The organism is Microbispora sp. CA-135349 (assembly GCF_050947365.1).
In the GTDB taxonomy this organism is placed as follows: Bacteria; Actinomycetota; Actinomycetes; order Streptosporangiales; family Streptosporangiaceae; genus Microbispora.
The window spans coordinates 3211408-3236359 of the sequence record NZ_CP192001.1; the positions used below are offsets into that span (position 1 = coordinate 3211408).

Sequence of the window (24952 nt, forward strand, 5' to 3'; positions counted from 1 at the left end):
TACGGGCGATGGCAACACTCGACAGGTTCAGAGCTTCGCGATGGGGGCGGTCACCGCCTGGGCGAGCCGGATGAGGTTGCCCGGAGAGGTCTCGATCTGCAGGCCGCGCCGCCCGGCGGAGAAGTAGATGCTCTCGAAGCCGAGCGCGGAGGCGTCCACCACGGTCGGCAGCCGCTTGCGCTGGCCGAGCGGGCTGATGCCGCCGACCACATAGCCGGTGACGCGCTCCACCTTGGCCGCGTCGGCCATCGCCGCCCGCTTGCCCTTCAGCGCGGCCGCGAACGCCTTGAGGTCGAGCTTGCCCGCCACCGGCACGACCGCGACGGCCAGGCCCGCCTCCGTCTCCGCCACCAGCGTCTTGAAGATGCGCTCGTACGGCACGCCGAGCGCGTCGGCCGCCTCCTCGCCGTACGCCTGGGCGTTCGGGTCGTGGTCATAGGGGTGGAGGGTGAACTCCGCCTTCGCCTGCGTGAGGGCGACCGTCGCCGGAGTGCCCTGGCCGCCCTTGCTCTTGGTCTTGCTCACGCCGGCAAGCCTAGTTGGGTGTCCGTGGCCCTCGGCGGGGTCGGTCGCCGGGCCGAAAGGAATCTCCGGTCCTCGTGGGGCCGGCTCCGCTGGGCGCAACGCTCGTGGTACTCGCTCCTTCCGCTCCCTTCACTGCGGTGAACATGGATGGACGGCGCGGCAGGTGGCCTCATGCGCTGGTGCCCGTTCTCGGGGTGACCTGCTGCTCCAACTATCCGCTTCTGATGGTTGCTGTGAGTGGCGGGGCGGTGACAGAATTCATACAGGTTTTCGAATTCGTTGAAGGGGGTGCGATGGATCCGTTTGGTTCTGATCCTGAGCACTCTCGTCGATCGAACAGGGCCGACGGCGACTGGTGGAATCAGCTGATCGCCAATTCCCCGTTGTGGTCATCGGAGGGTTCCCTCGCCCGTGACGGATTCCCTGTTGGTCATTTTCTCGGTGTTGGTCATCTTCTCGGCGGAAACCCCGAATCACGGAGTTCCGGGAGCCCGCGCGCCGGTTCAGCCGAGGGCGCTTCGGTCACTGGCGGTGCCGTCACTGGCGGTTCGGCCGGGGACGGTTCGGCCAATGCGGAGGACGACACGGCCACTGCCGGCGATGCCGCTGGGGCTAATTCCGCCGGGGTCGATACCGGTAGCGCTGGTGGTGCTGGTGCCGGTGCTGGTGCTGGTTTGGGTGATGCCGGGGATGCAGATGGTGGTGCAGGCCGGGGCCGGGGCGCAGGCCGGGACGGGGGCCGTAGGTCGTCGTGGGTGCTGGTGGGGTCGTTGCGGGAGTCGGCGCAGGCGCTGGCGCTGACGCCACTTCCCGACGATGCGGGCGTTTGCCTGGCTGAGGCTGAGGAGTTGATGGTGGTCCGGGATCGGATCACCTCTGCGTTGGCCGGCCGTGTCGGTCGGGTGCATCGGTCGGGGCTGGCCAAGCAGTATGGGCATGCCTCCACCCGCAGCTGGTTGCGTACCGCCGGAGGAATGACCGTCGCGGGTGCCGGCCGGCTGCTCACCCTGGGTATCGAACTGGCCCGGTTGCCGCGGGTGCAGGAAGCGTTCGCTGAGGGGCGGTTGACGGCGGGAGTGGTGGAGGCCATCTGCACGGCCACCGCGGGCTTGAAGGAGGAGCAGGCGGGGCTGGCCGAGCCGATCCTGCTGGAACTGGCCGTCAAGGGGGGCCCGGCGGAGGTGGCCAGGGCGGGCCGGTATCTGCGGGCGGTGCTGGACCCCGACGGGGAAGAGCGTGATGAGCGGGCCGATTACGGGCGGCGCTTCCTGCGGGTCCGCCCGGGCAAGGGCGGCGGGCTGGAAGGAGAATTCCATCTCCCGCGTGAGGCGGCCGCCCGGTTGCGGGCGCTTCTGGACGCCTACGCCCGACCACGGGCGGAGGGGGATGACCGGCCGCTGAGCGTGCGTCAGGCGGATGCGTTGATCGCGCTGCTGGAACAGAAGATCGTCGCCGAGCTTCTGGTCCTGGTCAACGCCGAATCCCTTCCCACCGACCCCGCCCCGGACGCCGACCCGGTCGCAGACCAGGGCGAGCAGGGCGAGCAGGGCGAGCAGGGTGACGACGCCAACCACCCCGGGGACGTTCAAGACGGCCGGGATGGCCGCGACGGGCAGGGCACGTACGCCACCGAGCCGACCGCCCCCGAGCTCATCGACTCGGGCGAGTCCGTGGAACCCGCCGAGGCGGTCGAGCTCACACTCGGTGCGCCCGGCGAGGCCGGAGGGACTGACGCGGTGGCCCCCGGCACCGGTGCCGCCGGGCTCGGTGACGCGGACGGATGCGCACAGGCGAAGAGCAACGAGCCGGAGGTCGGGCAGCAGGGAGGAACGCAGCCGGAAGGAGCACAGTCGGAGAAGGTGCAGCCGGAGAGGGCGCGGTTGAGCGAGCGGCAGCAGCACAAGCCGCGACAGCGTGAATCGCAGCAGGAGAAGCCGCAACAGGGCGAGTCACAGCAGGGCGAGTCACAGCAGGGCGAGTCACAGCAGAGCGGGCCAGGGTCGGGTAGGTCGCGCTGGGTTGAGTGGCAACCGCCGGATCCTCCTCCCGGAGACATCTCTGCCCGTCACGCCCACGCCGGGCCTCGGCCTGCGGGGGGAACCCGGCATGGGCTGGACATGTGCGAGGCCTACGGCGACGTGCGCGGCGGGCAGCGCACGCCTGGCCTGGGTACGTGCGAGATCCACGGCTGTGAGATCCACGGCTGTGTGAATCACGGTGACGGGCGCTGGGGGCACGGCGAGAGCGCGTGCGGGTGCGGCGGGGCGCGACGCTCGTCGAGCGAGTCGCCGGTGACACCACCGGGACCACCGGAAGGAGCGCCGCAGACGCCATCCGCAGGGCCGGGAAAAGCCCCGGAGCAAGGGCCGGGGCTGGGTCCAGGCCCGAAGACGGGCCCGAAGACATGGCCGGGAACCTTGCCGGGAGCGTTGCTGGGCAGGGCCCCGGGGTTGCTTCTGGCCACAGGGCAGGTGCTGCCGGTCTCCGGCGTGCACCGCCTGGCCCGCACCTCCGCCCTGGTACGCCTGGTCATGAACGCCGACGGACAGGTGCTCGACATGGGCCGAAAAGTCAGGCTGGCCACCCCGGCCCAGCGGCGGGCGGTCTTCGCCCGCTACGCCACCTGCTGGATCGACGGCTGCCCCCTGCCCGCGACCATGTGCCAGATCGACCACGCCGACAACTGGAGCACCGGCGGCCTGACCGACCTGAAGCTGCTCGGCCCGGCTTGCCAGTTCCACAACCGCGACCGCTACCAGCACCCCGAGCGCTACACCCGCCACACAACCGGCAAAGACCGCTGGGCCTTCACCTACCACCGGCTGACAGGAGCCACACGACTAGGGCGATGACGACAGGGCCGACGCGAGGGTCGTCTGTGCGCTGTCCACCGGACTCCATCGAACCGGGCTCCATCGCCACTGAGGGAACGGAGCGGAAGGAAGCCAGGACCGCGAGCGTTGCGCCCAGCGGAGCCGGCTTCGCGAAGACCGGAGCTTCCTTACGGCGCAGCGACTGACACGGCGCAGCGACCGACCCCGCCGAGACCCATGAACACTCCATCAGGTCGTGCGGCGCGCCCCCTGCCCGCCTCCTGCCCGCCCCCTGCGGGCGGCTCGTCACCGCGTCACGGCCGTGCCCGGCGAATCACCCGCCGGAGCTCCGCCGGGCGCTTGCGTCGAGCACCTCGCGCAGCGCGCGGGCGAAGGCCTCGGGCCGTCCGACGCCGTCGCCGAGGAAGCCGCGGTGGTGACCCGGGAACACGGTCACCTCCTGGCCGAGCAGTTCGGCGGTGGCGGCCGCGGTGCGCCCGGTGAAAAGGTCGCGTGACTCCTCGCCCATCGCGATCACGACACGTGTCGGCGCCGCGGCCAGCGCCCCGGCGTCGGGGCGATAGCTGCCGACACCCGTGGATCGGTCGGACAGCAGGGGATCGTCACGGGAACCGTCGTCCTCGGCGGGCAGCCCGAACTGGGAGGGGTCCGCCGGGGGCTGCGCGAAGTAGGCGTCCGTGAACTCACCTCGCCACCTCGTCATCGTGAGGAAGGCCGCCATGCCCGCGCCGAACCCCTTGGCCTCGTACGCCCGCATGCATCCGAGGAAGGCGCGCTCGGCGGCCTCGGCGTCGGGAAGCAGGCGGATGAGCGGCGGCTCGTGCGCCACCAGGGTGGTCACGTCGTGCGGATGGGCCGCCACGAGCGCGAGCGCGGTCATCGCGCCGCCGCCGTTCGCGAACATCTCGACGGGTCCTGCGCCGAGCGCCTCGATGACGGCGTGCACGTCGCCCGCCTGGACCGTGGGAGAGCTGGCGGCCCGGCCGTCCTCGCACGTGCTGCGGCCCCGGCCGCGTGGGTCGTATCTGACCACTGTCCGGTCCGGGAAGTACGAGGCCAGCGTGCGGAAGCCGGTCGCGTCCATGTGCTGGCCGACCATGAAAAGCGGCGGGCGGCCCCCGGCGGCCGGCGGCGGGCCGTCCACGTCGTACACGAGGGTGGCTCCGGTGGTCTCCACGGTGTGCGTTGTCGTCGTCATCTCGGCACAGGCCCCTTCGGCGTCAGGTGGCGCGCGGATTGCCGTACACGTCGCGGTACAAGCGCACGGCGAACGTACATGCCCGGAGGGACGGCGGGCTACCGGGATCGTCCGCCGCCCCGCGTCCGTACGCCGGTCCGTGTGCGACGCGTCAGGGCAGGACCGAGCGCACGGCCTCAGGGGAGCGGGCCACCACGGCGGAGCCGTCGTCGGCGGTGATGATCGGCCGCTGGATCAGGATCGGGTGGGCGGACAAGGCCTCGATCCACCGCTCACGGTCCGCCGGGTCGCGCGCCCACGACTCCATGCCCAGCTCGGCCGCGACGGGCTCGCCGAGGCGGGTGACGTCCCAGGGCTCCAGCCCGAGGCGGCGCAGCACCTCGGCGAGCTCCTCCACGCCCGGCGGGTCCTCCAGGTAGTGCCGGATCGTGTACCCGGCGCCCTCGGCGTCCAGCAGGGACAGGGCCGACCGGCACTTCGAGCAGGCCGGATTGATCCAGATCTCCATGCGGCCATTGTCCCGCCCGGCCATGCGTGGACGGGCCCTCGCGCCCACCCGGCGCGGCCGCCCCGCCGGGCCGGCTATGGGGCGATCACCTCCGTGCCCGCCCTGGCCAGGGCGGAGACGAGGGGTGGCGGGGGCTCCTCGTCGGTGACGAGGCCGGCCAGGTCCTCCGGGCCGCACACCCGGTAGGCGGCGACCCTGCCGTGTTTCGCGCTGTCGGCGAGCGCGTACGTCCGTGCGGTGGTGGCGAGGATCACGCGCTTGGTCGCGACCTCGTCGAGGAAGTGGTCGGTGAGCCCGGCCTCCGCGTCCATCCCGCCCGAGCCGAGGAACGCCACGTCGGCGCGCAGGTCCCGGAAGAACGCCAGCGTGTGGGCGTTGGAGACGGCCAGGTCGCCCCGCCGTACGCGCCCGCCCGCCACCAGCACCTCCACGCCGGGCCGGCCCGCCAGCTCGGCCGCCACCAGCAGCGAGCAGGTGGCGACCACCCCGCGGAAGGACGGAGGGACGGCCCTGGCGACGTGGACGGCCGTGGTGCCCACGTCGATGATCACGGTCTGGCCCGGCCTCAGGAGCCGCGCCGCGAGCTCGCCGATCATCGCCTTCGCCTCGGACCGGCTCGTCGAGCGCTCCAGGTAGGACGACTCCTCGCCGGTGCCGGACGGCGCCGCGGTCGCTCCGCCGTGCACCCGGACGAGCAGCGCGCGGCGCTCCAGGAACGCCAGGTCGCGCCGCACGGTCTCGTGGGAGACGCCGAGCAGCGCGGCCAGGTCCTCGGTGCGCACCGTGCCCTTCCGCCCGAGGGCCTCGGTGATCCGCTGGTGGCGTTGGGCCGGAAGCACGAGATCCTTCCTGTGACCGAATGCGACTGCTGGTGCCCGAGAGTGTGGACGGGTGCCCGAAAACCTGTCAAGCGCGGAGCCCCGAATCGGCCGCCGGCGGCGACGCCGCAGCTCCGGGCCGGTGCGCGCGCCGGTGAAACGCCCGTCCCGCATGCTGGACACACGCGGATCCGTCCCTGGTCATCCGTAGACTGGGACGGTGATTTCCCGTATCGACCTGCGCGGGTCCCTTCCTGCCGACCTGCGCGACGTGCTGCCCCGCGCCGAACTCGACGTCGAGGCCGCCCTGGACAAGGTGCGGCCCATCTGTGAGGACGTACGCCATCGTGGCGCGGCAGCCGTACGGGAGCTGACCGCGAGATTCGACGGCGTCGAGCTGGAGTCCGCCCGGGTGCCCGCCGAGGCGCTCACCCGCGCCCTGGAGGAGCTGGACCCGGCCGTGCGCGCGGCGCTGGAGGAGTCGATCCGCCGCGCCCGCCTCGTCCACCGCGACCAGCGGCGCACCGACACCACCACGCAGGTCGTGCCGGGCGGCACGGTCACCGAGCGCTGGGTGCCGGTCGACCGCGTGGGGCTCTACGTCCCCGGCGGCCGGGCCGTCTACCCCTCGAGCGTGGTCATGAACGTGGTCCCCGCCCAGGAGGCGGGCGTGCCCTCGCTGGCCGTCTCCTCGCCCGCCCAGAAGGACTTCGGCGGGCTCCCGCACCCCACGATCCTCGCCGCCTGCGCGCTGCTCGGCGTCGACGAGGTGTACGCCGTGGGCGGCGCCCAGGCCGTGGCGATGTTCGCCTACGGCACCGAGGAGTGCCGCCCGGCCACGATGGTGACCGGCCCCGGCAACATCTATGTGGCCGCGGCCAAGCGCCTGCTCAAGGGCCGTATCGGCATCGACTCCGAGGCCGGCCCCACCGAGATCGCGATCCTCGCCGACGAGACCGCCGATCCCGCCCACGTCGCCGCCGACCTGATCAGCCAGGCCGAGCACGACGTGATCGCGGCGGCCGTCCTGGTCACCACCAGCCCGGAGCTGGCCGACGCGGTGGAGAAGGAGCTGCCCGGCCAGGTGGCCGCCACGCGGCACTCCGAGCGCATCACCGAGGCGCTCGCCGGCCGTCAGTCGGGCATCGTGCTCGTCTCGGACGTCGAGGACGGCCTGAAGGTCGTGGACGCCTACGCCGCCGAGCACCTGGAAATCCAGACGGCCGACGCCCGCGCGGTCGCCGCCCGGGTGCGCAACGCCGGTGCCATCTTCATCGGGCCGTACGCGCCGGTGTCGCTCGGCGACTACATGGCGGGCTCCAACCACGTGCTGCCGACCGGCGGGTGCGCCTGCCACTCCTCCGGCCTGTCGGTGCAGACGTTCCTGCGCGGCATCCACGTCGTCGACTACAGCCGCGAGGCACTGGCCGGCGCCGCGCCGCACGTGTGCGCGCTCGCCGACGCGGAGGACCTGCCCGCCCACGGCGCCGCGATCCGCGCCCGCTTCGACTGGGAAGTGCCCGCATGACGACCCTCGACGACCTGCCGATCCGCGACGACCTGCGCGGCAAGCAGCCCTACGGCGCGCCGCAGCTCGACGTGCCCGTCCAGCTCAACACCAACGAGAACCCCTACCCGCCGTCGGCCGCGCTGATCGACGACCTCGCCCGTGCCGTACGGCAGGGCGCGGCGACGCTCAACCGCTACCCCGACAGGGACGCCGTCGAGCTGCGCAAGGACCTCGCCGACTACCTCGGTCACGGGCTGACCGCACGCCAGATGTGGGCGGCCAACGGCTCCAACGAGATCATCCAGCAGATCCTGCAGGCGTTCGGCGGCCCCGGGCGCTCGGCGATCGGGTTCGAGCCGTCGTACTCGATGCACCCGATCATCGCGGGCGGCACGAACACCCGGTGGATCGAGGGCCTGCGCGAGGAGGACTTCGCGATCGACCCCGCCGCCGCGGTGGCCGCGATCGAGGAGCACCGCCCCGACGTGGTGTTCCTGACCTCGCCGAACAACCCGACCGGCACGGCCCTGCCGCTGGAGGTGATCGAGCGGATCCTCGCCGCCGCGCCGGGCATGGTCGTGGTGGACGAGGCGTACGCCGAGTTCGCCCGCACCGGCACGCCGTCGGCGCTGACCCTGCTGCCGGGCAACCCCCGGCTGATCGTGACGCGCACCATGTCGAAGGCGTTCGCGATGGCCGGCACCCGGCTCGGCTATCTCGCCGCCGACCCCGCGGTGGTCGAGGCCATGCTGCTGGTCCGCCTGCCGTACCACCTGTCCACGCTGACCCAGGCGGCGGCCCGGGTGGCGCTGGCGCACCGCGAGGAACTGCTGGGCACGGTGGACGCGCTGCGCGCCGAGCGGGACGCCGCCGTCACCTGGCTGCGCGAGCGCGGCCTGAAGGTCGCCGACTCCGACGCCAACTTCGTGCTGTTCGGTACGTTTCCGGATCGGCGGTCCGTATGGGAGGGACTGCTCGAGCGCGGGGTGCTGATCCGGGAGACCGGTCCCGCGGGCTGGCTGCGCGTGTCGATCGGCACGCCGGAAGAGATGGCGGCGTTCCGCGCCGCGCTGGAGGGGGTCCTGTCATGACCGAGCTCAACGAGCGTCGCGGCCGGGTCGAGCGCACGACCAAGGAGACGTCCGTGCTGGTCGAGGTGAACCTCGACGGCACCGGGATCGTCGACGTCTCGACCGGCGTCGGGTTCTACGACCACATGCTCGCCCAGCTCGGCAAGCACGGCCTGTTCGACCTGACCGTGAAGACCGAGGGCGACCTGCACATCGACGCCCACCACACGATCGAGGACACCTCGCTCGCGCTCGGCGCGGCGTTCCGTGAGGCCCTGGGCGACAAGTCGGGCATCCGGCGGTTCGGCAACGCCTCCTGCCCGCTGGACGAGTCGCTGGCGCAGGTCACGGTCGACCTGTCCGGCCGGCCCTATCTCGTCCACACCGAGCCCGAGGGCATGGCCCCGATGATCGGGCCCGACTACGACACCACCATGACCCGGCACATCCTGGAGTCGTTCGTCGCGCAGGCGGCGATCTGCCTCCACGTGCACGTGCCGTACGGGCGCAACGCGCACCACATCGTGGAGGCACAGTTCAAGGCGCTCGCGCGGGCGCTGCGGGAGGCCTCGGAGCGGGACCCGCGGGCGAGCGGGGTGCCCAGCACCAAGGGCGTCCTCTGATGACCCTCGCGTCCGGGGGCATGATCTTCATCGGCCTCTTCCTGATCGGCGGGGTCATATCGGGCATACGGCAGGGCCTCAAGCTGCTGGCGGCGCTCGCCGGCGTCGGCGCGGCCCTGGCGATCACCGCGGGGGTGATGTGGTGGCAGTGAACAAGCGGGTGGTCGTGCTCGACTACGGCTCGGGCAACCTCCGCTCGGCCGAGCGTGCGCTGGCCCGGGTGGGGGCGGACGTCACCGTCACCGCCGACTTCGACGCGGCCGTCGAGGCGGACGGGCTCGTCGTCCCCGGCGTCGGGGCGTTCGCCGCGTGCATGGAGGGGCTGAAGGCCGTGCGCGGCGACCAGATCGTCGGCCGCCGCCTGGCCGGCGGGCGCCCGGTGCTCGGGATCTGCGTCGGCATGCAGATCCTGTTCGAGAAGGGCGTCGAGCACGGCGTCCACACGGAGGGCTGCGGCGAGTGGCCCGGCACGGTCGAGCGGCTCGACGCGCCCGTGCTGCCCCACATGGGGTGGAACACCGTGACCGCGCCCGAGGGCAGCGTGCTGTTCCGCGGCCTGGACGAGAAGACGCGCTTCTACTTCGTCCACTCCTACGGGGTGCGCGACTGGCGGCTGCAGGCCGGCGACGGCTTCCGCGAGCCGCTGGTCACCTGGGCCGAGCACGGCGTGCCGTTCGTGGCCGCCGCCGAGAACGGTCCCCTCATGGCCACCCAGTTCCACCCCGAGAAGTCCGGGGACGCGGGGGCCGTGCTGCTGTCCAACTGGCTGAGCACGGTCTGAGCGTGCGCGGCACGCGAAATCTCGGGGCAGCGGTGCGACACTGGAGATCGGCGGCACGCGACGGTGTCCATCCGTCGCCCGGCCGCGGCGCGTTCGGCCGGCCAGGCCGTGACCGGACCTGATCGGGAGGCCCGATGAGCAAGGAACGGGCACGCCGGAGGGCGGAGCGCGAAGCCGAGCGCGAACGCCTCGCGGCGGCCCGTGCCGAGCGCGAGGCGAGGGCCGCCAGACGGCGCGAGATGCGCGAGCGGGTCGTCGCTCCCGTCGCCGGAGCCGTGGCCGGGGTCGTGGGCGCGGTGCTGCCGCGGACGGCGAAACCGGTCCGGGTGGCCCGGCAGCGCGGATATCTCGCCCGCCGCCGCCGCACCGAGAACGCCGTCGTCGCCGTGCTGTGGTTCCTCGTCCAGGTGCTCGCCTGGATCCTGCTCGACTCGTGGATGGCCCGGCTGGGCGTGTTCCTCGGCTCGATCCTGCTGCTCCCGGTGCTCGTCACCATCGTTTTCGACCGGAGGTCATGACCAAATGTCGCTCGTATTGCTCCCCGCCGTCGACGTCGCCGACGGCCAGGCCGTCCGCCTCGTACAGGGCGAGGCGGGGACGGAGACCTCGTACGGGGATCCGCTCGCCGCCGCCCTGGCCTGGCAGGAGGCCGGCGCGGAGTGGATCCATCTGGTCGACCTCGACGCGGCGTTCGGCAGGGGGAGCAACCGCGAGCTGCTCGCCTCCGTCGTCGGCGCGCTCGACGTGAACGTGGAGCTGTCCGGCGGGATCCGCGACGACGCCTCGCTCGCCGCCGCGCTGAGCACGGGCTGCCGCCGGGTCAACATCGGCACCGCCGCGCTGGAGGACCCCGCCTGGTGCGCCAAGGCGATCGCCGAGTACGGCGACCGCATCGCGGTGGGACTGGACGTGCGCGGGACCACGCTGGCCGCCCGCGGCTGGACGCAGGAGGGCGGCGATCTGTGGGAGGTGCTCGACCGGCTGGAGTCGGAGGGCTGCCCCCGCTATGTCGTCACCGACGTCACCAAGGACGGCACGCTGCGCGGTCCCAACCTCGACCTGCTGCGCCAGGTTTGCGCGCGGACCGACCGCCCGGTCATCGCCAGCGGCGGCGTGTCCTCGCTGGACGACCTGCGGGCGATCGCGACGCTCGTGCCGGACGGTGTGGAGGGCGCCATCGTGGGCAAGGCGCTGTACGCCCAGGCGTTCACCCTGGAAGAGGCGCTCGCGGTGGTGAAGAGCGCATGAGCACCCAGATGCCCGAAGGGCGGATCTCCTCCGGCGGTCCCTGGGAGGACCGTTACGGCTACGCCCGCGCGGTCGTCGCCGGGCCGCACGTGCTCGTGTCCGGCTGCACCGCCACCGTGGGCGGCGAGGTCCGGCACGTGGGCGACGCCTACCAGCAGACGCTCACCGCCTTCTCCATCGCGCTGGACGCCGTGGAGAAGGCCGGCACCACCCGGGCCGACGTGGTGCGCACCCGCCTGTACGTGGTGAACGCCGCCGACTTCGACGCCGTCGGCAAGGCGCACGGGGAGATCTTCGGCGATGTACGGCCGGTGTGCACGAGCGTGCAGGTCGCCGGGCTGGTCGACGAGCGCATGCTGGTCGAGGTGGAGGTCGAGGCGTATCGGCCGGTGGAACGTGGCAACGATGAGGGCTGAGCCCGTGATCCTGGCGGTGGGTCCCGTGGTGCCGGGGCCCGTGGTGTCGAAGGAGGTGTGGTGATGACGGTGGCGGTACGGGTGATCCCCTGCCTGGACGTCGACGCCGGCCGGGTCGTCAAGGGGGTCAACTTCGAGAACCTCAGGGACGCCGGCGACCCGGTCGAGCTGGCCGCGCGCTACGACGCCGAGGGGGCCGACGAGCTGACCTTCCTCGACATCACCGCCTCTTCCGGCGAGCGCGGGACCATGCTCGACGTGGTGCGCCGCACGGCCGAGCAGGTGTTCATCCCGCTGACCGTCGGCGGGGGAGTGCGTTCCGCCGAGGACGTGGACCGGCTGCTGCGCGCGGGCGCCGACAAGGTGGGCATCAACACCGCCGCCATCGCCAGGCCCGAACTGCTGACCGAGGCGTCGCGCCGGTTCGGCTCGCAGTGCATCGTGCTGTCGGTGGACGCGCGCCGGGTGGTCGACGGTCCGCCCACGCCCTCCGGGTTCGAGGTGACCACTCACGGCGGGCGCCGGAGGACGGGCATCGACGCGGTGGAGTGGGCCAGGCGGGGGGAGGAGCTCGGCGTCGGCGAGATCCTGCTCAACTCGATGGACGGCGACGGCACGAAGTCGGGGTTCGACCTGGAGATGCTGCGGGCCGTACGGGCGGCGGTGAGCGTCCCTCTGATCGCCTCCGGTGGCGCGGGGCGGCTGGAGGACTTCCCACCCGCGGTGGAAGCGGGGGCGGACGCCGTGCTGGCCGCCTCGGTCTTCCACTTCGGGCAGCTCAAGATCCACGAGGTCAAGGACACGCTGCGTTCGGCCGGTCACCCGGTTCGGTGAACGCCTGCCGGGGGCCGGGTTCCGGCCCCCGGTCGTGGTGTCAGTCGATGTCGACGATCGCCGTGGGGAAGGCGTCCGGGCCGGTGCCGAGCGAGGAGGACGCCATCGACTGGTACTGCCACTGCCCCTGGAAGGATCCGCCGTTGCCGCACCCGTGGTCGCCCCAGCAGGTGGTGGCCGCGGACGCCTCGTGGGACGGCTGGGCCGCGGCCAGACCGACGGCGGCGAGGAACGCGAGGCCCAGCAGGCTCGGGAAACGCTTGGCACGCATAGCTGTCTCCTGTCCGTAGAGGAACCGTGCGGCGCTCCGGAGTCCGCCTTCCTCATGGTCAGCCGACCATCACGCCATCGTCCATACCAAACGCCGCAAATAGGGTGATAGTGGGCGAAAACCGGCATGCGGGATTGTGTGTTCTTTATCGGTCATGTTCGGTCAGGTCCTCTAGGGTTGCCAATGATCACCGCCGACCAGTGATCACCGCGGCCATCGGGAGGAAACGCATGTCCGATCCCACCTCGCTCGACGAGGTCCGCAGCCGTATCGACGGGATCGACGCCCGGCTGACGACGCTGCTGGCCGAGCGGCAGCGTCTCGTCCGCGCGGCCGCCGCCTTCAAGTCCGACGAGCAGGCCGTGCGGGCTCCCGGCAGGGTGGAGCGGGTCGTGGCCGCGGCCCGGGAGCGGGCGGAGCGTGAGGGGTTGTCTCCGGAGGTCGCCGAGGCCGTCTGGCGGGCGATGATCGGCGCGTTCGTGGAGTATGAGCTCACCGAGCACCGGCGAGGCGGGTGACGCCCGCGGCCGCCTTGGTCCGCTCCCAGTGGGGACGGACAGGTGTGAGAGCGCGATGCCGGGGCAGGGGAGACGACCCCGATCCGGGGATGAGCCTTCCACGGCGTGCCGGGTGCGTGCGCTCGTCGCCGATCGCGTAGGCACGCGGGAGAAAGTCGCGCGGGGATGCGGGAGCGACTCGTGGGAATGCGGGAGAAGAGGCCGGCGGAGCAAGGCGGATGCCCTGCCGGCCCTGTGCGCGGAGAGCCTCGCGGCTCTGACTGTCGTTTTGTCTGCTACTGCTACGTCGGCTGCTGTCGTGCCGTCGCCGGTCGCCGACTGTGGTGACGGTCGGGGTCGCCGGAAAGAGTTCGGGGACGGGGGGTCCGCGGCCTCAACTCAGGACCGAGGTGAAGAAGGTCGCCAGCCGGCTGGCTCCGGTGTTGACCGTGTCGAACACGCCTCGCACGGCGCCCGCCGCCGCTTGCGGCTGGCTGTAGAGGTAGAAGACCACGAACGCGATGGCCGCGTACGTAAGAACCTTCTTCGCCTTCATCGGGGGGCCTCCTGCAGTCGGTATCCCGGTCGTTTGTACCCGGCGGCAGTTTTGATCATAACTAGCCGAGAGGACATGAGGCCGTTCCGCCCTCATCGTGAGACGGAGGGCGCGGACGCCCGGTCGCGGCCCGGCCCGGCAAGAGAGCGGCTCAGTGCGACAAGAGCGAGGTGAAGAACGCGGACAGGCGTTCGGCTCCCGTGGTGACGCCCTCGAACACGTTCCTGACCGCGCCCGCGGCGTTCGCCGGCTGCGTGAACAGATAGAAGATCACGAACGCGATGGCCACATAGGTCAGGACCTTTTTGAGGTTCATCCGGGGCTCCCAAACGCTCCCACACATCGTGTGCTGGTCTCATGCTGCCCCATCGCACGACGTTTACGTGGAGGTTTCCGGACATGTCCCGCCCTGGCGTCCTCATGGCCCCAACCGGGCCTCCTGAAGCCGGGCGACCGCCGCGGCGTCCCCGTCGTACGTCACCCGGGCGTGCGCCTGCCGGCCGAAGGCGAACAGCAGCAGCTCCGACGGCTCGCCGGTGACCACCACCGCGGGCTCGGCCTTCCGCCCGGCGGCCTTCGCCCCGTCGGGACGGCGGAGCACGACCCCCACCGGGGCCCTGCGCAGGAAGAGCCGGGCGGCGCCGCGCAGCCGGTTCCAGAACGCCTCCTGCAGGTCCCTCGGGATGACGCGAGGCTCCCATCCGGCCTGCGCCCGGCGCACGTCCTCGTGATGGACGAACAGCTCCACCGTGTTGACGATCTCGTCCAGGCGGGGGACCAGGCCGTACGGCGTCCAGCGCGGCGGGCCGTGGCGGACGAGCCCGACCAGCTCGGGGTAGGGGTGGCGCCGCTTGACGCGGTCCTGCACGGCGGCGGTGTAGCCCGCCAGGAACGGCAGCGCGATGCCGGGCGCGGCGTCGAGCCGGCGCTCGCGCAGGACGAGGTGGGCCGTGAGGTCCCCGGTGGCCCATCCCTCGCAGAGCGTGGGCGCCTCAGGACCGAGGCGGTCGAGCAGGTCGCAGAGCGCCGCGCGCTCCGTCTGGGCGTGTGTCACGTGATCAGCCTATGCGCCGGCCACGGGCGGCGGCCGGGCGTGTCCGAGGAATAAACGGATTGATCAGGATGATAGGGAGTGTCGAGAGTGTCTGGCGGACGCCGCGCGGGTCGCGGGTGATCGGCGAGACATGAGTAGGACCAAGGGCTTGGGCGGCGTCGGTCCGGTGACCGATCCGGTGGCGTCCCCGAGTGACTAATGTCCCTTCCGGGGCGCTCACAGGGAGCGGCCCGGCTGATCCCCAGATCGGAAGGAAAGCACCGCGTGCCGACAAAGGAGTCTCCGGCGCGGCCCGGCAGCTCAGTCATGCTCCAGGGTCTCAAGGTCATCGGCGTGGCGATCAGGACCGAGCCGAGGATCTTCACCGGCGCGGTACTCGCCAGCGCCCTCTACGGCGCGATGACCGTCGCCTCGTCCTGGGCGCTCGGCTGGGCCACCGACAACGCCGTGCTGCCCGCGTTCCGGGACGGCACGGCGAGCACCGGCGCGCTGGTCGCGGCGGCGCTGCTGATCGTGGGCGTGGCGGTGCTCAAGGCCGCGGGGATCATGGGCAGGCGCATCATGGCCGGGATCCACCAGTACCGCATGCAGGCCCACTCGCGCCGCGCGGTCACCCGGCAGTACCTGCGGCTGCCCCTCGCCTGGCACCACAGCCACCCGACCGGGCAGCTGCTGTCCAACGCCAACTCCGACGTCGAGGCGGCCTGGGCGCCGCTCGCGCCGCTGCCGATGGCGGTGGGCGTGGTCGTGATGCTGGTGACGGCCGCCGTGGCGATCGTGCTGGTCGACCCGGTGCTCGCCGTCGTCGGTTTTCTGATCTTCCCGGCCGTGGCCGTGCTCAACCTGGTCTACCAGCGCAGGCTGTCCCCGCTGGCGATGCGGGCCCAGCAACTGCGGGCGGAGGTGAGCGAGGTCGCGCACGAGAGCTTCGACGGCGCGCTCGTCGTGAAGACGCTCGGCCGCGAGGACGCGGAGACCGCGCGGTTCCAGGCGAAGGCCGACGCGCTGCGGGACGCCAACGTCGCCGTCGGCCGGGTCCGCGGGCTGTTCGATCCCATGCTGGAGGCACTGCCCACGCTGGGCGTGCTGGCCGTGCTGCTCGTCGGGTCGCTTCGGCTGGAGTCGGGCGGCGTCGCGGCCGGCGACCTGATCCAGGTCGCCTACCTGTTCACCCTCCTCGCCTTCCCGATCCGGGCGCTCGGCTGGGTGCTGGCCGAGCTGCCGCGCAGCGTCGTCGGCTGGACGCGGGTCAGGGACGTCCTCGACGCCACCGGCTCCATGGAGTACGGCACCGCCCGCCTGGACGCCTCGGGCCCGGCCCGCATAGAGGCCGAGGGCGTCTCCTACGCGTACGTGCCGGGGAACCCGGTGCTGAGGGACGTGAGCCTCGCCGTCGAGCCGGGCCGTACGATCGCGGTCGTCGGGCCGACCGGGGCGGGCAAGTCGACGCTCACCCAGCTGCTCGCGCGCCTGATCGACCCCGGCGAGGGCGTCGTCCGCGTCGACGGCACCGACCTGCGCGAGGTGGCCAGGGGCGAGGTGAGCGCCTCGGTGTCGCTCGTCCCGCAGCAGACGTTCCTGTTCGACGACACCGTGCGCGGCAACATCGCGCTCGGCGGGCAGGTGCCGGACGAGCGGGTCTGGGCCGCGCTGCGGCTCGCGCAGGCCGACGGCTTCGTCAGCGCGCTGCCGTCCGGTCTGGACACCCGGATCGGCGAACGCGGCGCGACGTTGTCGGGCGGGCAGCGGCAGCGCCTCGCGCTGGCCCGCGCGGTCGTGCGCGAGCCCCGGCTGCTCATCCTCGACGACGCCACCTCCAGCGTCGACCCGCAGGTCGAAAAGCGCATCCTCTACGGGCTGCGCGACGGCGCCGCCGAGGCCACGGTGATCGTGGTCGCCTACCGGATGGCGACGATCGCGCTGGCCGACGAGGTCGTCTACCTGGAGCAGGGCGTGGTCGCCGACCACGGCACGCACGAGGAGCTGCTGGCCCGTTGTGCGGGCTACCGCGCCCTTGTGACCGCGTACGAGCGCGAGGAGGCCGAGCGGGCCACCCTCGACACCGATGAGGAGATCGTGGCATGACGCACGGTTCGAAGCCCTTCGCGAGGAGTGTGACGCGGTGACCGTCGTGACGGACACGGCCGCCGGAGGGACCTCGTCCCTGCGGGCGGCCGATCGGAGCGCGCTGGCGACGCTCAGGCAGGGCCTGCGTCTGTCGCCGGAGTTCCGCCGCGGGCTCGCCGGGACGCTCGTGCTGGCCGTGCTGGCCACGCTGGGCAAGGTCGTCGTGCCGATCGCCGTGCAGCAGGTCATCGACCGGGGCCTGCGGGCGGGCGGGCCCGACCTGCCGTTCATCCGCAACGCCGTCGCCCTGTGCGCGCTCGCCGTGGTGCTGACCGCGCTGTGCGGCTACCTGATGAACGTCCGGCTCTACCGCTCCACCGAGTCGGGCCTGGCGGCCCTGCGCGGCAAGGGCTTCCGGCACGTGCACGACCTGTCGGTGCTGACGCAGAACACCGAGCGGCGCGGCGGCCTGGTCTCCCGGGTGACGGGCGACGTCGACCAGATCAGCACGTTCATGCAGTGGGGCGGCCTAATGGTCATCGTCTCCGCCGGCCAGCTGGTGGTGGCGACCGTGCTCATGGCCGTCTACTCCTGGCAGCTCACGCTGATCGTGTGGGCCTGCTTCCTGCCGCTGGTGCTGGCCCTGCCCCGGTTCCAGCGCCTGGTGGCCAGGGCGTACACCAGGGTGCGCGAGCGCGCCGGCGACGTCCTCGCCGCCGTCAGCGAGTCGGTCGTCGGCAGCGCGGTGATCCGGGCGTACGGCTCGGAGGACCGCACGGCCGAGCGGATCGACACGGCGGTGGACGGGATGCGCGCGGCGCAGACCCGGGCCCAGAAGATCGTCGGGTTCACCTTCCCCGCCACCGAGCTGGTCGCCTCGATCACGGTCGCGCTGGTGGTCGTGGCCGGGGTGTGGCTCGGCGTGGCCGAGTCGATCACGGCGGGGCGGCTCATCGCGTTCCTGTTCCTGATCACGCTGTTCATCAGCCCGCTCCAGACCGCGACGGAGGTGCTGAACGAGGCGCAGAACGCCATCGCGGGATGGCGGCGCATCCTCGGTGTGCTCGACACCCCTGCCGACGTGGCCGACCCGGAGAACGGCGCGACGCTGCCGCGCGGCCCGATCTCGGTCCGCTTCGACGGCGTGGGCTTCGCCTACCCCGGCGGGCCGCCCGTCCTGCACGAGGTGTCGGTCGAGATCCCGCCGCGCACGCGGATCGCGGTGGTGGGGGAGACCGGATCGGGCAAGACCACCTTCGCCAAGCTGCTCACCCGGCTCATGGACCCGACCTCCGGCCGGATCCTGGTCGACGGGGTGGATCTGCGCACGGTCAGGTTCTCCTCGCTCAGGGAGCGGATCGTGATGGTCCCGCAGGACGGCTTCCTGTTCGACTCGACGCTGGAGGACAACATCCGGTTCGGGCGGCCCTCGGCGACCCGTGAGGAGATCGCGCGGGCGCTGACCGAGCTCGGCCTGGCCGACTGGCTCGACGGCCTGCCCGCCGGCCTGGACACTCCGGTCGGTCAGCGGGGCGAGTCCCTGTCGGCCGGGGAGCGGCAGCTCGTCGCGCTCGCCCGGGCCTACCTCGCCGACCCCGACCTGCTGCTGCTCGACGAGGCCACCTCCGCCGTGGACCCCGCCACCGAGGTGCGGCTCGCCCGCGCCCTCGACGGCGTCACCCGGGGCCGTACTGCCGTCTCGATCGCCCATCGCCTGTCCACGGCCCAGGCGGCCGACGAGGTCCTGGTGTTCGAGCACGGCCGGATCGTGCAGCGCGGCCCGCACGCCGTCCTGGTCGGGCAGCCCGGCGTGTACGCCGACCTCTACGCCTCCTGGACCACCGCCACCACCGCCCGCTGACCGCTGAGGTGCGAAGCCACCATCGGCTGCGGTGACATGCCCCCGCTGTCGCCAGGACCTCGGTGACGCCCGTCGTCACTGACGCTTGACGTCACCGACGTTGGTTGCCAGTGACGTCGCCTGCTAGTAATGAGGCATGGGATTCGTCAACCGTGTAGCCGAGCTGGCGCGACTTCAGGAGTGGTGGGAGACGACCGACGCGCGCCCAGCCCTGGTCTGGGGGCGGCGGCGAGTCGGCAAGACCGCGCTCATCACCGAGTTCGCTGCTCGCTGCGGTGCTCGGGCGCTCTATCACATCGGCGGCACGAGACCCGCGCCCGCCGAACTGGCCGCGCTGTCGGTCCGGGCGGCCTCGGTTACCACCACCGGTGGTCGCAATCCGCAGGACCGTCCGTACCGGGACTGGGACGACGCGCTGGAGCACCTGGTGTTGCAGGCGCAGGACAGCCCGCTCCTGCTGATCCTGGACGAGTTTCCCGAGCTGATGAAGTCGTCTCCCGAACTGCCGGGCGTTCTGCGCGCCTTTCTGGACCGGCCGGAGGGGACGGGACATTTGCGTCTTATCGTCTGCGGCTCAGCCGTACGGACGATGTGGGAGATGCAGGAATATCGAGCGCCTCTCTACGGGCGGTTCGACCTGGCCCTGCAGGTGCATCCGTTCCGGCCGCATGAGGCGGCCATGATGCTGCCGGATCTGGCCCCGGCCGACCGTGCGGTGGTGTACGGCGTCGTCGGCGGAACGCCCCTGTACCTGAGTTGGTGGCGCCAGGAGCTGACGGTCGAGCAGAACCTGCTTCGCCTGGCGGGGAGGCCAGGGGCGCGCCTGCTCACCGAAGGCGAGCTCGTGCTGGCCACGGAGGCGGAAGCCGGCGAGTATCCAGCGGCCGTCCTGCAGGCCGTGGCGAACGGCAAGACCCGCCATCACGAGATCGCCGATGCGCTGGGTGCGGATCCGAGCCGGACGCTGCGGCAGCTTGTCCGGCTCCGGCTCCTCGAACGTGTGCTTCCCGTCACCGAGTCCGAGCAGCGGACGCGGCGCAAGATCTACCGCATCGCCGACCCCTTCCTCGCCTTCTACCTGGGCCCGCTCTCGCGTTACCGGGCCGACATCGAGCAGGGCGCCGGGCCGGACGTCGCCCAGGCCCTGTACGAGGCGATGAGCGAGCATCTCGGGCTGGTCTACGAGGAGGCGTTCCGCGACCACCTGAGGCGGCGCGCCGCGGCGGGGGAACTCGGGCCCCGGGTCGTCGCCGTCGGGCCCTGGTGGAAGGACGACGGCCAGGACGAGATCGACGCCGTCGTGCTCGCGGAACCCGCCCGCACACGCGTTCCGGTCCTCGTCGGCGAGGCCAAATGGAGCCGTACGGTGGACGCGGAACGGCTGCGGGCGCGGCTGTCGCGCAAGGCGGTCAACCTCACCGGCGACGTGGACTCGCTGAAGTACGCCGTATGCGCCCGCGAGGAGGTCACGCATGTGCGTGAGGGCGTTCTGCCGATCACCGCGGCCGACGTCTTCCGGCCTTGATCAGGCGCGCGCCCTGTCTGCGCTCCCTCACGGGCGCGGACGGCTGACCGTCCCGGGACGATGCGGGACGTCGCACGGCTCAGGATCGCGATCCGCAGATCGACAGCGATGGCGCGGCCGAAACGTCGTCACCGTTATGGGCAGCGGCATACTCTACATATTTTCTAGATATCACATTTGTGTGGCGTACGTCACATCGGTGAAATATGGACGTAACCTGAGCAATCCTTATAAGTTCTCATTACTTCCCTGAGGTCAACTGGTAATCATCGTTGTCAAAACGTGTGCCCAGGTGGGAGGGGTGCGCGACAGTTGTGACGCACCCGAAATGAACATGAGAGATGACCGAAACTAGTGGAGTCCGTTGTGTCCTCGGACCTGGACGACACCCAAGGTTTTCGTTCCCCCGCTCCGCGGGGACGCGAGCGGGGGCGCGAGTGCATCGTCTTCTGTGACTCACGGACAGACCGATGCGTATGAGGTCGACTTTCTTCTCGACGGGGGGACTGCTTGCATATGTCTGTCTGCTCAGGCGTGCCCGGACCCGGGTGTGCCGGCCCTGGCGATCCTCGGTCCCGCGGGGCCGCTGTGGGACTTTCACGGTATCGATCGAGCACCCGCCGGCTCAGTCCCCATGTGTCCGAGCGATAAGTCTCCACATGCGGACTCCCTGAGACGGGGGAGCCGTTGGTTCACGATCGGGCGCTGACCGGTCGCCATTCTCGACGGTGACGTCGATCGATCGGGGCGAGTATCACCGTTCCCGGCGTTCGCCGTGCGGTCCGTCAACGCATGTCCACTATTGATTTGCTGAGACGACGTCTTCGGCACGGTGGTGGCTCTGCCCCTGTGGCGCCGCTGTAGAAGCCGCGGCCGGCAGGTCTCACCGCCGCAAAGGATCAGTCGGGACCGGGCCCCGGCCGCCATCCTGTCAATCGCAGGCGTCGCTCCCGGCGAGGAGTGAACGGTGATGTCGAAAGAGGCCGGTTACAACGATTTCCATTCAAATGAAAAGACGCGTGTGAACGGTCGATGCCCATGCAGGTCGGCCGAACTCACCGGACGTGTCCGTAGCCTGACCAGGCGTCAACGAGAGGTGCTGCAATGCCTTGGGCTGGGAATGACGACCAAGGACATCGCGGCGCATCTCACTCTCACCGAGCATACGGTGAAAATTCACACGTCCAGAGTGCTCGAGGCCTTGGGCGTAGAGTCCCGCCTGCAGGCCGGCATCGTCGGCTATACGTACATGATCTGCCGTCACGGCTTCGACGGAAAAGATAACTCGAACGAGTAATTGCTGGCGCGGTGATCGCGATGCGATTCTCTGGAGGGAACCCCACTCCGGCCCGCGAAGAAGCGGGACGGGGGACAGTCGCCCTCCGTTGTGGGATTCCCCCATGCCCGTGAACGTCCGTCTTCGGGAAAGGAAGCGGAAATGAAGGGAACCACCAGTCCCAACGCCGGCATCCTGCAGGAGATCGAGAACCAGGACATCGAGACCGCCAGGTCGGCGGGTAGCCTCACCCTGATCGAGTGCTACACGGTGGCGAGCTGGGTCCTCGGCAACCCGGGCGCGATCTGCACTCTCAGCGTGGAGTGCCAGAAGAGCTGCCAGCACTGATTCTCCCGGGCGCCTGGCGCCATGCGTCAGGCGCCTTCTTTCGTCGTGTCTCCTTTTGCAATCTCCTGTTGTGATCAGAAACGGCGTGCATGGTGACGACTGTCGAAATCCCGAGTCCGAACGATGTGGCGGACATACTCGCCAAATATCTTCCGGAGCTGTCCTCAGAGGACACGAGAGATCACCTCTACGAGAAGCTGCTCCGGGTGGCAGAATCCGGGACCGACCGCCTGAGGCCGGGCCAACCGGCCGCACCGCCGCCATACGACCCGGCGCGCGATTCCGACGGAGCCTTCTCGGATTACTTCTCTCACTTCGTCACCCTGTGGTCGGGGCCGGTGCGGACAGCCGTCGAGACATGCGACATGGCGGCCCGCGGCAATACCATCGTCGAGGATTTCGTTGACAACCAGGCGATGGTGGTCGCCGGCATCATGACGAGGACCTTGCTCGAGGAGCTTCACGAGCGCAAGGTGGCCGGTCTTCTGTCCGGAGACACGCCGGAGGATCGCTACCGGAGTTACCGCGAGTGGATGAGCAGCGAAGCCGGACACGCCCATCTCCTGAACCGATACCCGTATCTGTTCCGCTTCGCCCGCAGGCGTGTCCGGTCGGCCGCTGACTACCTGGCGCATGTCATCGCCGAGACGGAGAGGAACCGGGACCGGTTGATCGACGCCATTCCCGGTCTGGGCGACAGTCTCCGAATCATGAGTATCGGGCTCGGAGAAGGCGACACGCACAACGGCGCGAAATCGGTGGCGAGAATTCTGTTCGCCGACTCCGGCCGTGTCCTCTACAAGCCGCATCCGGTCGAGGCCGAGAAGGGCTACAACTCCTTTGTCGCCTGGATCAACGAGGGCATGGGAACGCATCTCCGTACCATCGCCGTACTCCCTTGCGACGGCGGCGGATTCGTCGAATACGTGGAGACCGAGGAGTGCCTGCGTGGTGCCGAGGGCTATTTTGCCCAGATCGGGCAGCTCGCCGGAATCCTCTATCTCCTGAAGGCGACCGACATCCACTACGAGAATGTGGTGACCTGCGCCGCGGGGCCGGTGGTCGTCGACACGGAGACATTACTCACTCCACGTCTCCGCCTCGTGAACGAGGTGGATGCCGGTGTATCCCTCAACGCCATCCGCGAGGCTCACGAGTCGGTCGCGAGGATCGGAATCCTGCCGATGCTGGTGGGCGTGGGGGACGGTTTCGACGTCGGAGCCATCGGATACGACCCGGGGCAGCGAATTCCTTTCAAAACGCTGCAGCTGCGCAACGTGGGCCGCGACGACATGTACATCGAACTGGGTGACGCCGAGATGACCGCGGTCAACGCGAATCCCTCGGTGCAGAGCACCGGCGAACTGCCGGTACGCAGACAACGAGAGATCATCAAGTCGGAGTTCAGCCGGGTCCTGGCCCATGCCCTCTCCAACCGTGAAGAGGTCTGCGCAGCCGTCGAGAAGTACCTGGGCGACGTCCAGCTCCGGTACATCAACAATCCCACCGTTTTCTACTCCCAGCTGCTCCGGATGGCGACGCATCCCGATGCCATCACGGACCCGCTTGTCAGGGCGGCCGTACTGAACCGCGTGGCCCTGACCGCGGGAGCCGACCATTCGGTGGCCGACGAAGAGGCGCGGCAGCTGAGCGATGGGGACGTCCCCTACTTCTCCTTCCGGCCACGCTCCTGCGCGCTGTCCAGCGGCGGGAAAATCGTCTATCCGCACGCCTTCGAGGAGCCGGCTCTGGAGACGGTGCGGACCCGCATCCGCGAGCTCGGGCCGGACGTGGTCGAACGGCAGCTCAGGATGATCGATCTCGCCTTCGTCAACAAGCTTCCCCCGGGCCAGGAGCTGACAGGTTTCCCGGGTGCGGGCGACGGTCCGATGCCGCGACCTAGCCGGTCGAGATACGTCCAGGAGGCCGTCCGGATCGGCGATGCGTTCGTCGATACCATGATCGACGGCGGCGGAAGGAACGCCCCTGCCACGTGGATCGCTCCTCTGATCACAGTCCCGGACCAGAGGCAGTGGATGCCGGGGAGCCTCGGCTTCGAGCTGTACGGGGGGAGCATCGGGCCCGCGCTCTTCCTGGCCGGTCTGGCCCGTGAGACCGGGGACCATCGGTACGCCGACGCCGCCCTGCGCGTGTTCGATCCCATCGAGGCGGCGCTCGAGACCGAGAGCTCTCAGACGACCCTGATTCCCGGCGACGGGATGACCGGCCTCGCGGGGATCGTCTACGCGCTCGCCCTGGCCAGGAGGCTGCTCGGGGTCGGCGGCCGTATGACGACCGGTGAGCTGGCCTCCCGGCTCGCCCGCCGGTCCGACCCGAGGGGCGAGATCGACTTCGTCTCGGGCCTCGCCGGCACACTGAGCGTCTGTCTGGCGCTCTGGCGCCACGCGGACGGCGGGACCGACGGCAGGCGGGCCGAGGACGCGGCGCGGAGCGTCGCGGGCGCGCTGATCGGCGCGGTGCGCCGGTCGGCGGGGACCGACGGCCGGGTCACCTCGCACACCGGATTCGCGCACGGGTCCATGGGCATAGGCCCGGCCCTCCTCGAGTACGGAGTCCTCTTCGGCGACCCCGATGCGCGTCTGCTTGCGACGAGTGTCGCCAAGGCCGCCCTGGACGCCTTCGACGAACAGGACGGGGACTGGCCGAGGGCCTGGGAGGAACCGGTCCGCTCGTACGCCTGGTGCCACGGCGCGCCGGGCATGCTCCTCGGGGCGCTCACGTTCGCCCGCCACGCGCCCGGCCTCGTCTCCCCGGAGCGGCTGGCCCGGCTTGCCGAGCTGACCCTCGAACGGGGCTTCGGCAGAAATCTGACCTATTGTCACGGCGACCTGGGCGCGGCGGAAATCATCGGCTTGGCCGAGCGGGATGTCCCCGGACTCTTCGGCGCCGGCGTCGTCGATCAGCTGTATCCCCGGCTGTTCATCGAGGTCCTCGAACGCTACGAGGACCGAAACGACAACAAGTACGCCTACAGCAACAGCTTCATGGTCGGGCGGGCGGGTCTCGCCTGGTCGATCCTCCGGCACCTGGATCCCGAGACATATCCGTCCGTCCTGCGCTTCGAGTGAGCGGCCGGGAAGTCCCGGTCGTGGAGCGGTGGAGCGCGTTCTC

The 24952-nt window shown here is 70.7% G+C and carries 25 protein-coding genes; 17 read left to right on the forward strand and 8 right to left on the reverse strand.

Translation table 11 applies throughout. The annotated features are described in order from the left end of the window. Window positions 1-27 precede the first annotated feature (27 nt). Window positions 28-525 (reverse strand): Cys-tRNA(Pro) deacylase, encoded by a 498-nt coding sequence (gene ybaK / locus ACQPZZ_RS15040; RefSeq protein WP_363636717.1) that lies wholly within the window; start codon window positions 523-525, stop codon window positions 28-30. A gap of 293 nt (window positions 526-818) precedes the next feature. Here ybaK and ACQPZZ_RS15045 point away from each other — a divergent pair, with 293 nt between their 5' ends. Next, a complete protein-coding gene (locus ACQPZZ_RS15045; protein ID WP_432934393.1) occupies window positions 819-3377 on the forward strand; it encodes a DUF222 domain-containing protein in 2559 nt (852 codons plus the stop codon). 295 nt (window positions 3378-3672) lie between these two features. Here the strand turns inward: ACQPZZ_RS15045 and ACQPZZ_RS15050 are convergent, their stop codons facing one another. From ACQPZZ_RS15050 to ACQPZZ_RS15060, 3 genes are all read right to left on the reverse strand, one after another. Next, complete coding sequence (locus tag ACQPZZ_RS15050; RefSeq protein WP_432932528.1) at window positions 3673-4557, reverse strand: alpha/beta fold hydrolase; 885 nt, start codon at window positions 4555-4557, stop codon at window positions 3673-3675. 151 nt (window positions 4558-4708) lie between these two features. Continuing rightward, window positions 4709-5065: an arsenate reductase family protein gene (locus ACQPZZ_RS15055; protein WP_432932530.1), complete on the reverse strand. Its 357-nt coding sequence runs from the start codon at window positions 5063-5065 to the stop codon at window positions 4709-4711. A gap of 74 nt (window positions 5066-5139) precedes the next feature. Further along, on the reverse strand, window positions 5140-5904 hold the full coding sequence (locus ACQPZZ_RS15060; protein WP_432932532.1) for a DeoR/GlpR family DNA-binding transcription regulator: 765 nt from the start codon (window positions 5902-5904) through the stop codon (window positions 5140-5142). Window positions 5905-6103: 199 nt separating this feature from the next. Between ACQPZZ_RS15060 and hisD the strand changes: the two genes are divergently transcribed. The 9 genes from hisD (at window position 6104) to hisF (ending at window position 12365) form a co-directional block, all read left to right on the forward strand. Then, complete coding sequence (gene hisD, locus ACQPZZ_RS15065; RefSeq protein ID WP_432932534.1) at window positions 6104-7411, forward strand: histidinol dehydrogenase; 1308 nt, start codon at window positions 6104-6106, stop codon at window positions 7409-7411. Then, on the forward strand, window positions 7408-8484 hold the full coding sequence (locus tag ACQPZZ_RS15070) for a histidinol-phosphate transaminase (protein ID WP_432932536.1): 1077 nt from the start codon (window positions 7408-7410) through the stop codon (window positions 8482-8484). The genes hisD and ACQPZZ_RS15070 overlap by 4 nt, the downstream gene beginning before the upstream one ends. Further along, on the forward strand, window positions 8481-9086 hold the full coding sequence (gene hisB, locus ACQPZZ_RS15075; RefSeq protein WP_363636704.1) for an imidazoleglycerol-phosphate dehydratase HisB: 606 nt from the start codon (window positions 8481-8483) through the stop codon (window positions 9084-9086). Before ACQPZZ_RS15070 ends, hisB begins: the two co-directional genes overlap by 4 nt. After that, window positions 9086-9238 carry a hypothetical protein gene (locus ACQPZZ_RS15080; protein WP_363636702.1) on the forward strand — a complete coding sequence of 51 codons (153 nt, stop codon included), beginning with the start codon at window positions 9086-9088 and terminating at the stop codon, window positions 9236-9238. The genes hisB and ACQPZZ_RS15080 overlap by 1 nt, the downstream gene beginning before the upstream one ends. Further along, complete coding sequence (hisH, locus tag ACQPZZ_RS15085) at window positions 9235-9867, forward strand: imidazole glycerol phosphate synthase subunit HisH (protein WP_363637258.1); 633 nt, start codon at window positions 9235-9237, stop codon at window positions 9865-9867. Before ACQPZZ_RS15080 ends, hisH begins: the two co-directional genes overlap by 4 nt. Before the next feature lie 134 nt (window positions 9868-10001). Then, window positions 10002-10385: a hypothetical protein gene (locus tag ACQPZZ_RS15090; RefSeq protein ID WP_363636700.1), complete on the forward strand. Its 384-nt coding sequence runs from the start codon at window positions 10002-10004 to the stop codon at window positions 10383-10385. 4 nt (window positions 10386-10389) lie between these two features. After that, window positions 10390-11115, forward strand: a complete 726-nt coding sequence (gene priA / locus ACQPZZ_RS15095) for a bifunctional 1-(5-phosphoribosyl)-5-((5-phosphoribosylamino)methylideneamino)imidazole-4-carboxamide isomerase/phosphoribosylanthranilate isomerase PriA (protein ID WP_363636698.1) — start codon at window positions 10390-10392, stop codon at window positions 11113-11115. Continuing rightward, a complete protein-coding gene (locus tag ACQPZZ_RS15100; protein ID WP_363636696.1) occupies window positions 11112-11531 on the forward strand; it encodes a RidA family protein in 420 nt (139 codons plus the stop codon). Before priA ends, ACQPZZ_RS15100 begins: the two co-directional genes overlap by 4 nt. A 63-nt stretch (window positions 11532-11594) precedes the next feature. After that, window positions 11595-12365 (forward strand): imidazole glycerol phosphate synthase subunit HisF, encoded by a 771-nt coding sequence (gene hisF, locus ACQPZZ_RS15105; RefSeq protein WP_363636694.1) that lies wholly within the window; start codon window positions 11595-11597, stop codon window positions 12363-12365. A 40-nt stretch (window positions 12366-12405) separates the two neighbouring features. On the opposite strand, the gene ACQPZZ_RS15110 is transcribed toward hisF, so the two are convergent. Then, window positions 12406-12636, reverse strand: a complete 231-nt coding sequence (locus ACQPZZ_RS15110; RefSeq protein WP_363636692.1) for a hypothetical protein — start codon at window positions 12634-12636, stop codon at window positions 12406-12408. Window positions 12637-12866: 230 nt separating this feature from the next. On the opposite strand from ACQPZZ_RS15110, the gene ACQPZZ_RS15115 reads away from it, so the two are divergent. Next, window positions 12867-13154: a chorismate mutase gene (locus tag ACQPZZ_RS15115; protein WP_432932541.1), complete on the forward strand. Its 288-nt coding sequence runs from the start codon at window positions 12867-12869 to the stop codon at window positions 13152-13154. 373 nt (window positions 13155-13527) lie between these two features. On the opposite strand, the gene ACQPZZ_RS15120 is transcribed toward ACQPZZ_RS15115, so the two are convergent. The 3 genes from ACQPZZ_RS15120 to ACQPZZ_RS15130 form a co-directional block, all read right to left on the reverse strand. Then, a complete protein-coding gene (locus tag ACQPZZ_RS15120; protein WP_167530286.1) occupies window positions 13528-13689 on the reverse strand; it encodes a hypothetical protein in 162 nt (53 codons plus the stop codon). A 151-nt stretch (window positions 13690-13840) separates the two neighbouring features. Beyond that, the gene (locus tag ACQPZZ_RS15125; protein WP_363636687.1) at window positions 13841-14005 is read right to left on the reverse strand and encodes a hypothetical protein; all 165 of its coding nucleotides are present in this window, start codon (window positions 14003-14005) and stop codon (window positions 13841-13843) included. A gap of 102 nt (window positions 14006-14107) precedes the next feature. After that, window positions 14108-14743 carry a TIGR03085 family metal-binding protein gene (locus ACQPZZ_RS15130; RefSeq protein ID WP_432932543.1) on the reverse strand — a complete coding sequence of 212 codons (636 nt, stop codon included), beginning with the start codon at window positions 14741-14743 and terminating at the stop codon, window positions 14108-14110. Window positions 14744-15049: 306 nt separating this feature from the next. Here ACQPZZ_RS15130 and ACQPZZ_RS15135 point away from each other — a divergent pair, with 306 nt between their 5' ends. The 6 genes from ACQPZZ_RS15135 to ACQPZZ_RS15160 all read left to right on the forward strand — a co-directional run bounded on the left by ACQPZZ_RS15135 (window position 15050) and on the right by ACQPZZ_RS15160 (window position 24909). Then, entirely contained in the window at window positions 15050-16828 is a 1779-nt protein-coding gene (locus tag ACQPZZ_RS15135) for an ABC transporter ATP-binding protein (protein ID WP_432934395.1), read from the forward strand. A gap of 37 nt (window positions 16829-16865) precedes the next feature. Then, window positions 16866-18671, forward strand: a complete 1806-nt coding sequence (locus tag ACQPZZ_RS15140) for an ABC transporter ATP-binding protein (protein ID WP_432932545.1) — start codon at window positions 16866-16868, stop codon at window positions 18669-18671. 136 nt (window positions 18672-18807) lie between these two features. After that, window positions 18808-20196 carry an ATP-binding protein gene (locus ACQPZZ_RS15145; protein WP_432932547.1) on the forward strand — a complete coding sequence of 463 codons (1389 nt, stop codon included), beginning with the start codon at window positions 18808-18810 and terminating at the stop codon, window positions 20194-20196. Between the two features lie 970 nt (window positions 20197-21166). Further along, a complete protein-coding gene (locus tag ACQPZZ_RS15150; protein WP_432934397.1) occupies window positions 21167-21493 on the forward strand; it encodes a helix-turn-helix domain-containing protein in 327 nt (108 codons plus the stop codon). 141 nt (window positions 21494-21634) lie between these two features. Further along, on the forward strand, window positions 21635-21820 hold the full coding sequence (locus ACQPZZ_RS15155; RefSeq protein WP_432932549.1) for a plantaricin C family lantibiotic: 186 nt from the start codon (window positions 21635-21637) through the stop codon (window positions 21818-21820). An 89-nt stretch (window positions 21821-21909) separates the two neighbouring features. Further along, the gene (locus tag ACQPZZ_RS15160) at window positions 21910-24909 is read left to right on the forward strand and encodes a type 2 lanthipeptide synthetase LanM family protein (protein WP_432932551.1); all 3000 of its coding nucleotides are present in this window, start codon (window positions 21910-21912) and stop codon (window positions 24907-24909) included. Window positions 24910-24952: the final 43 nt, after the last annotated feature.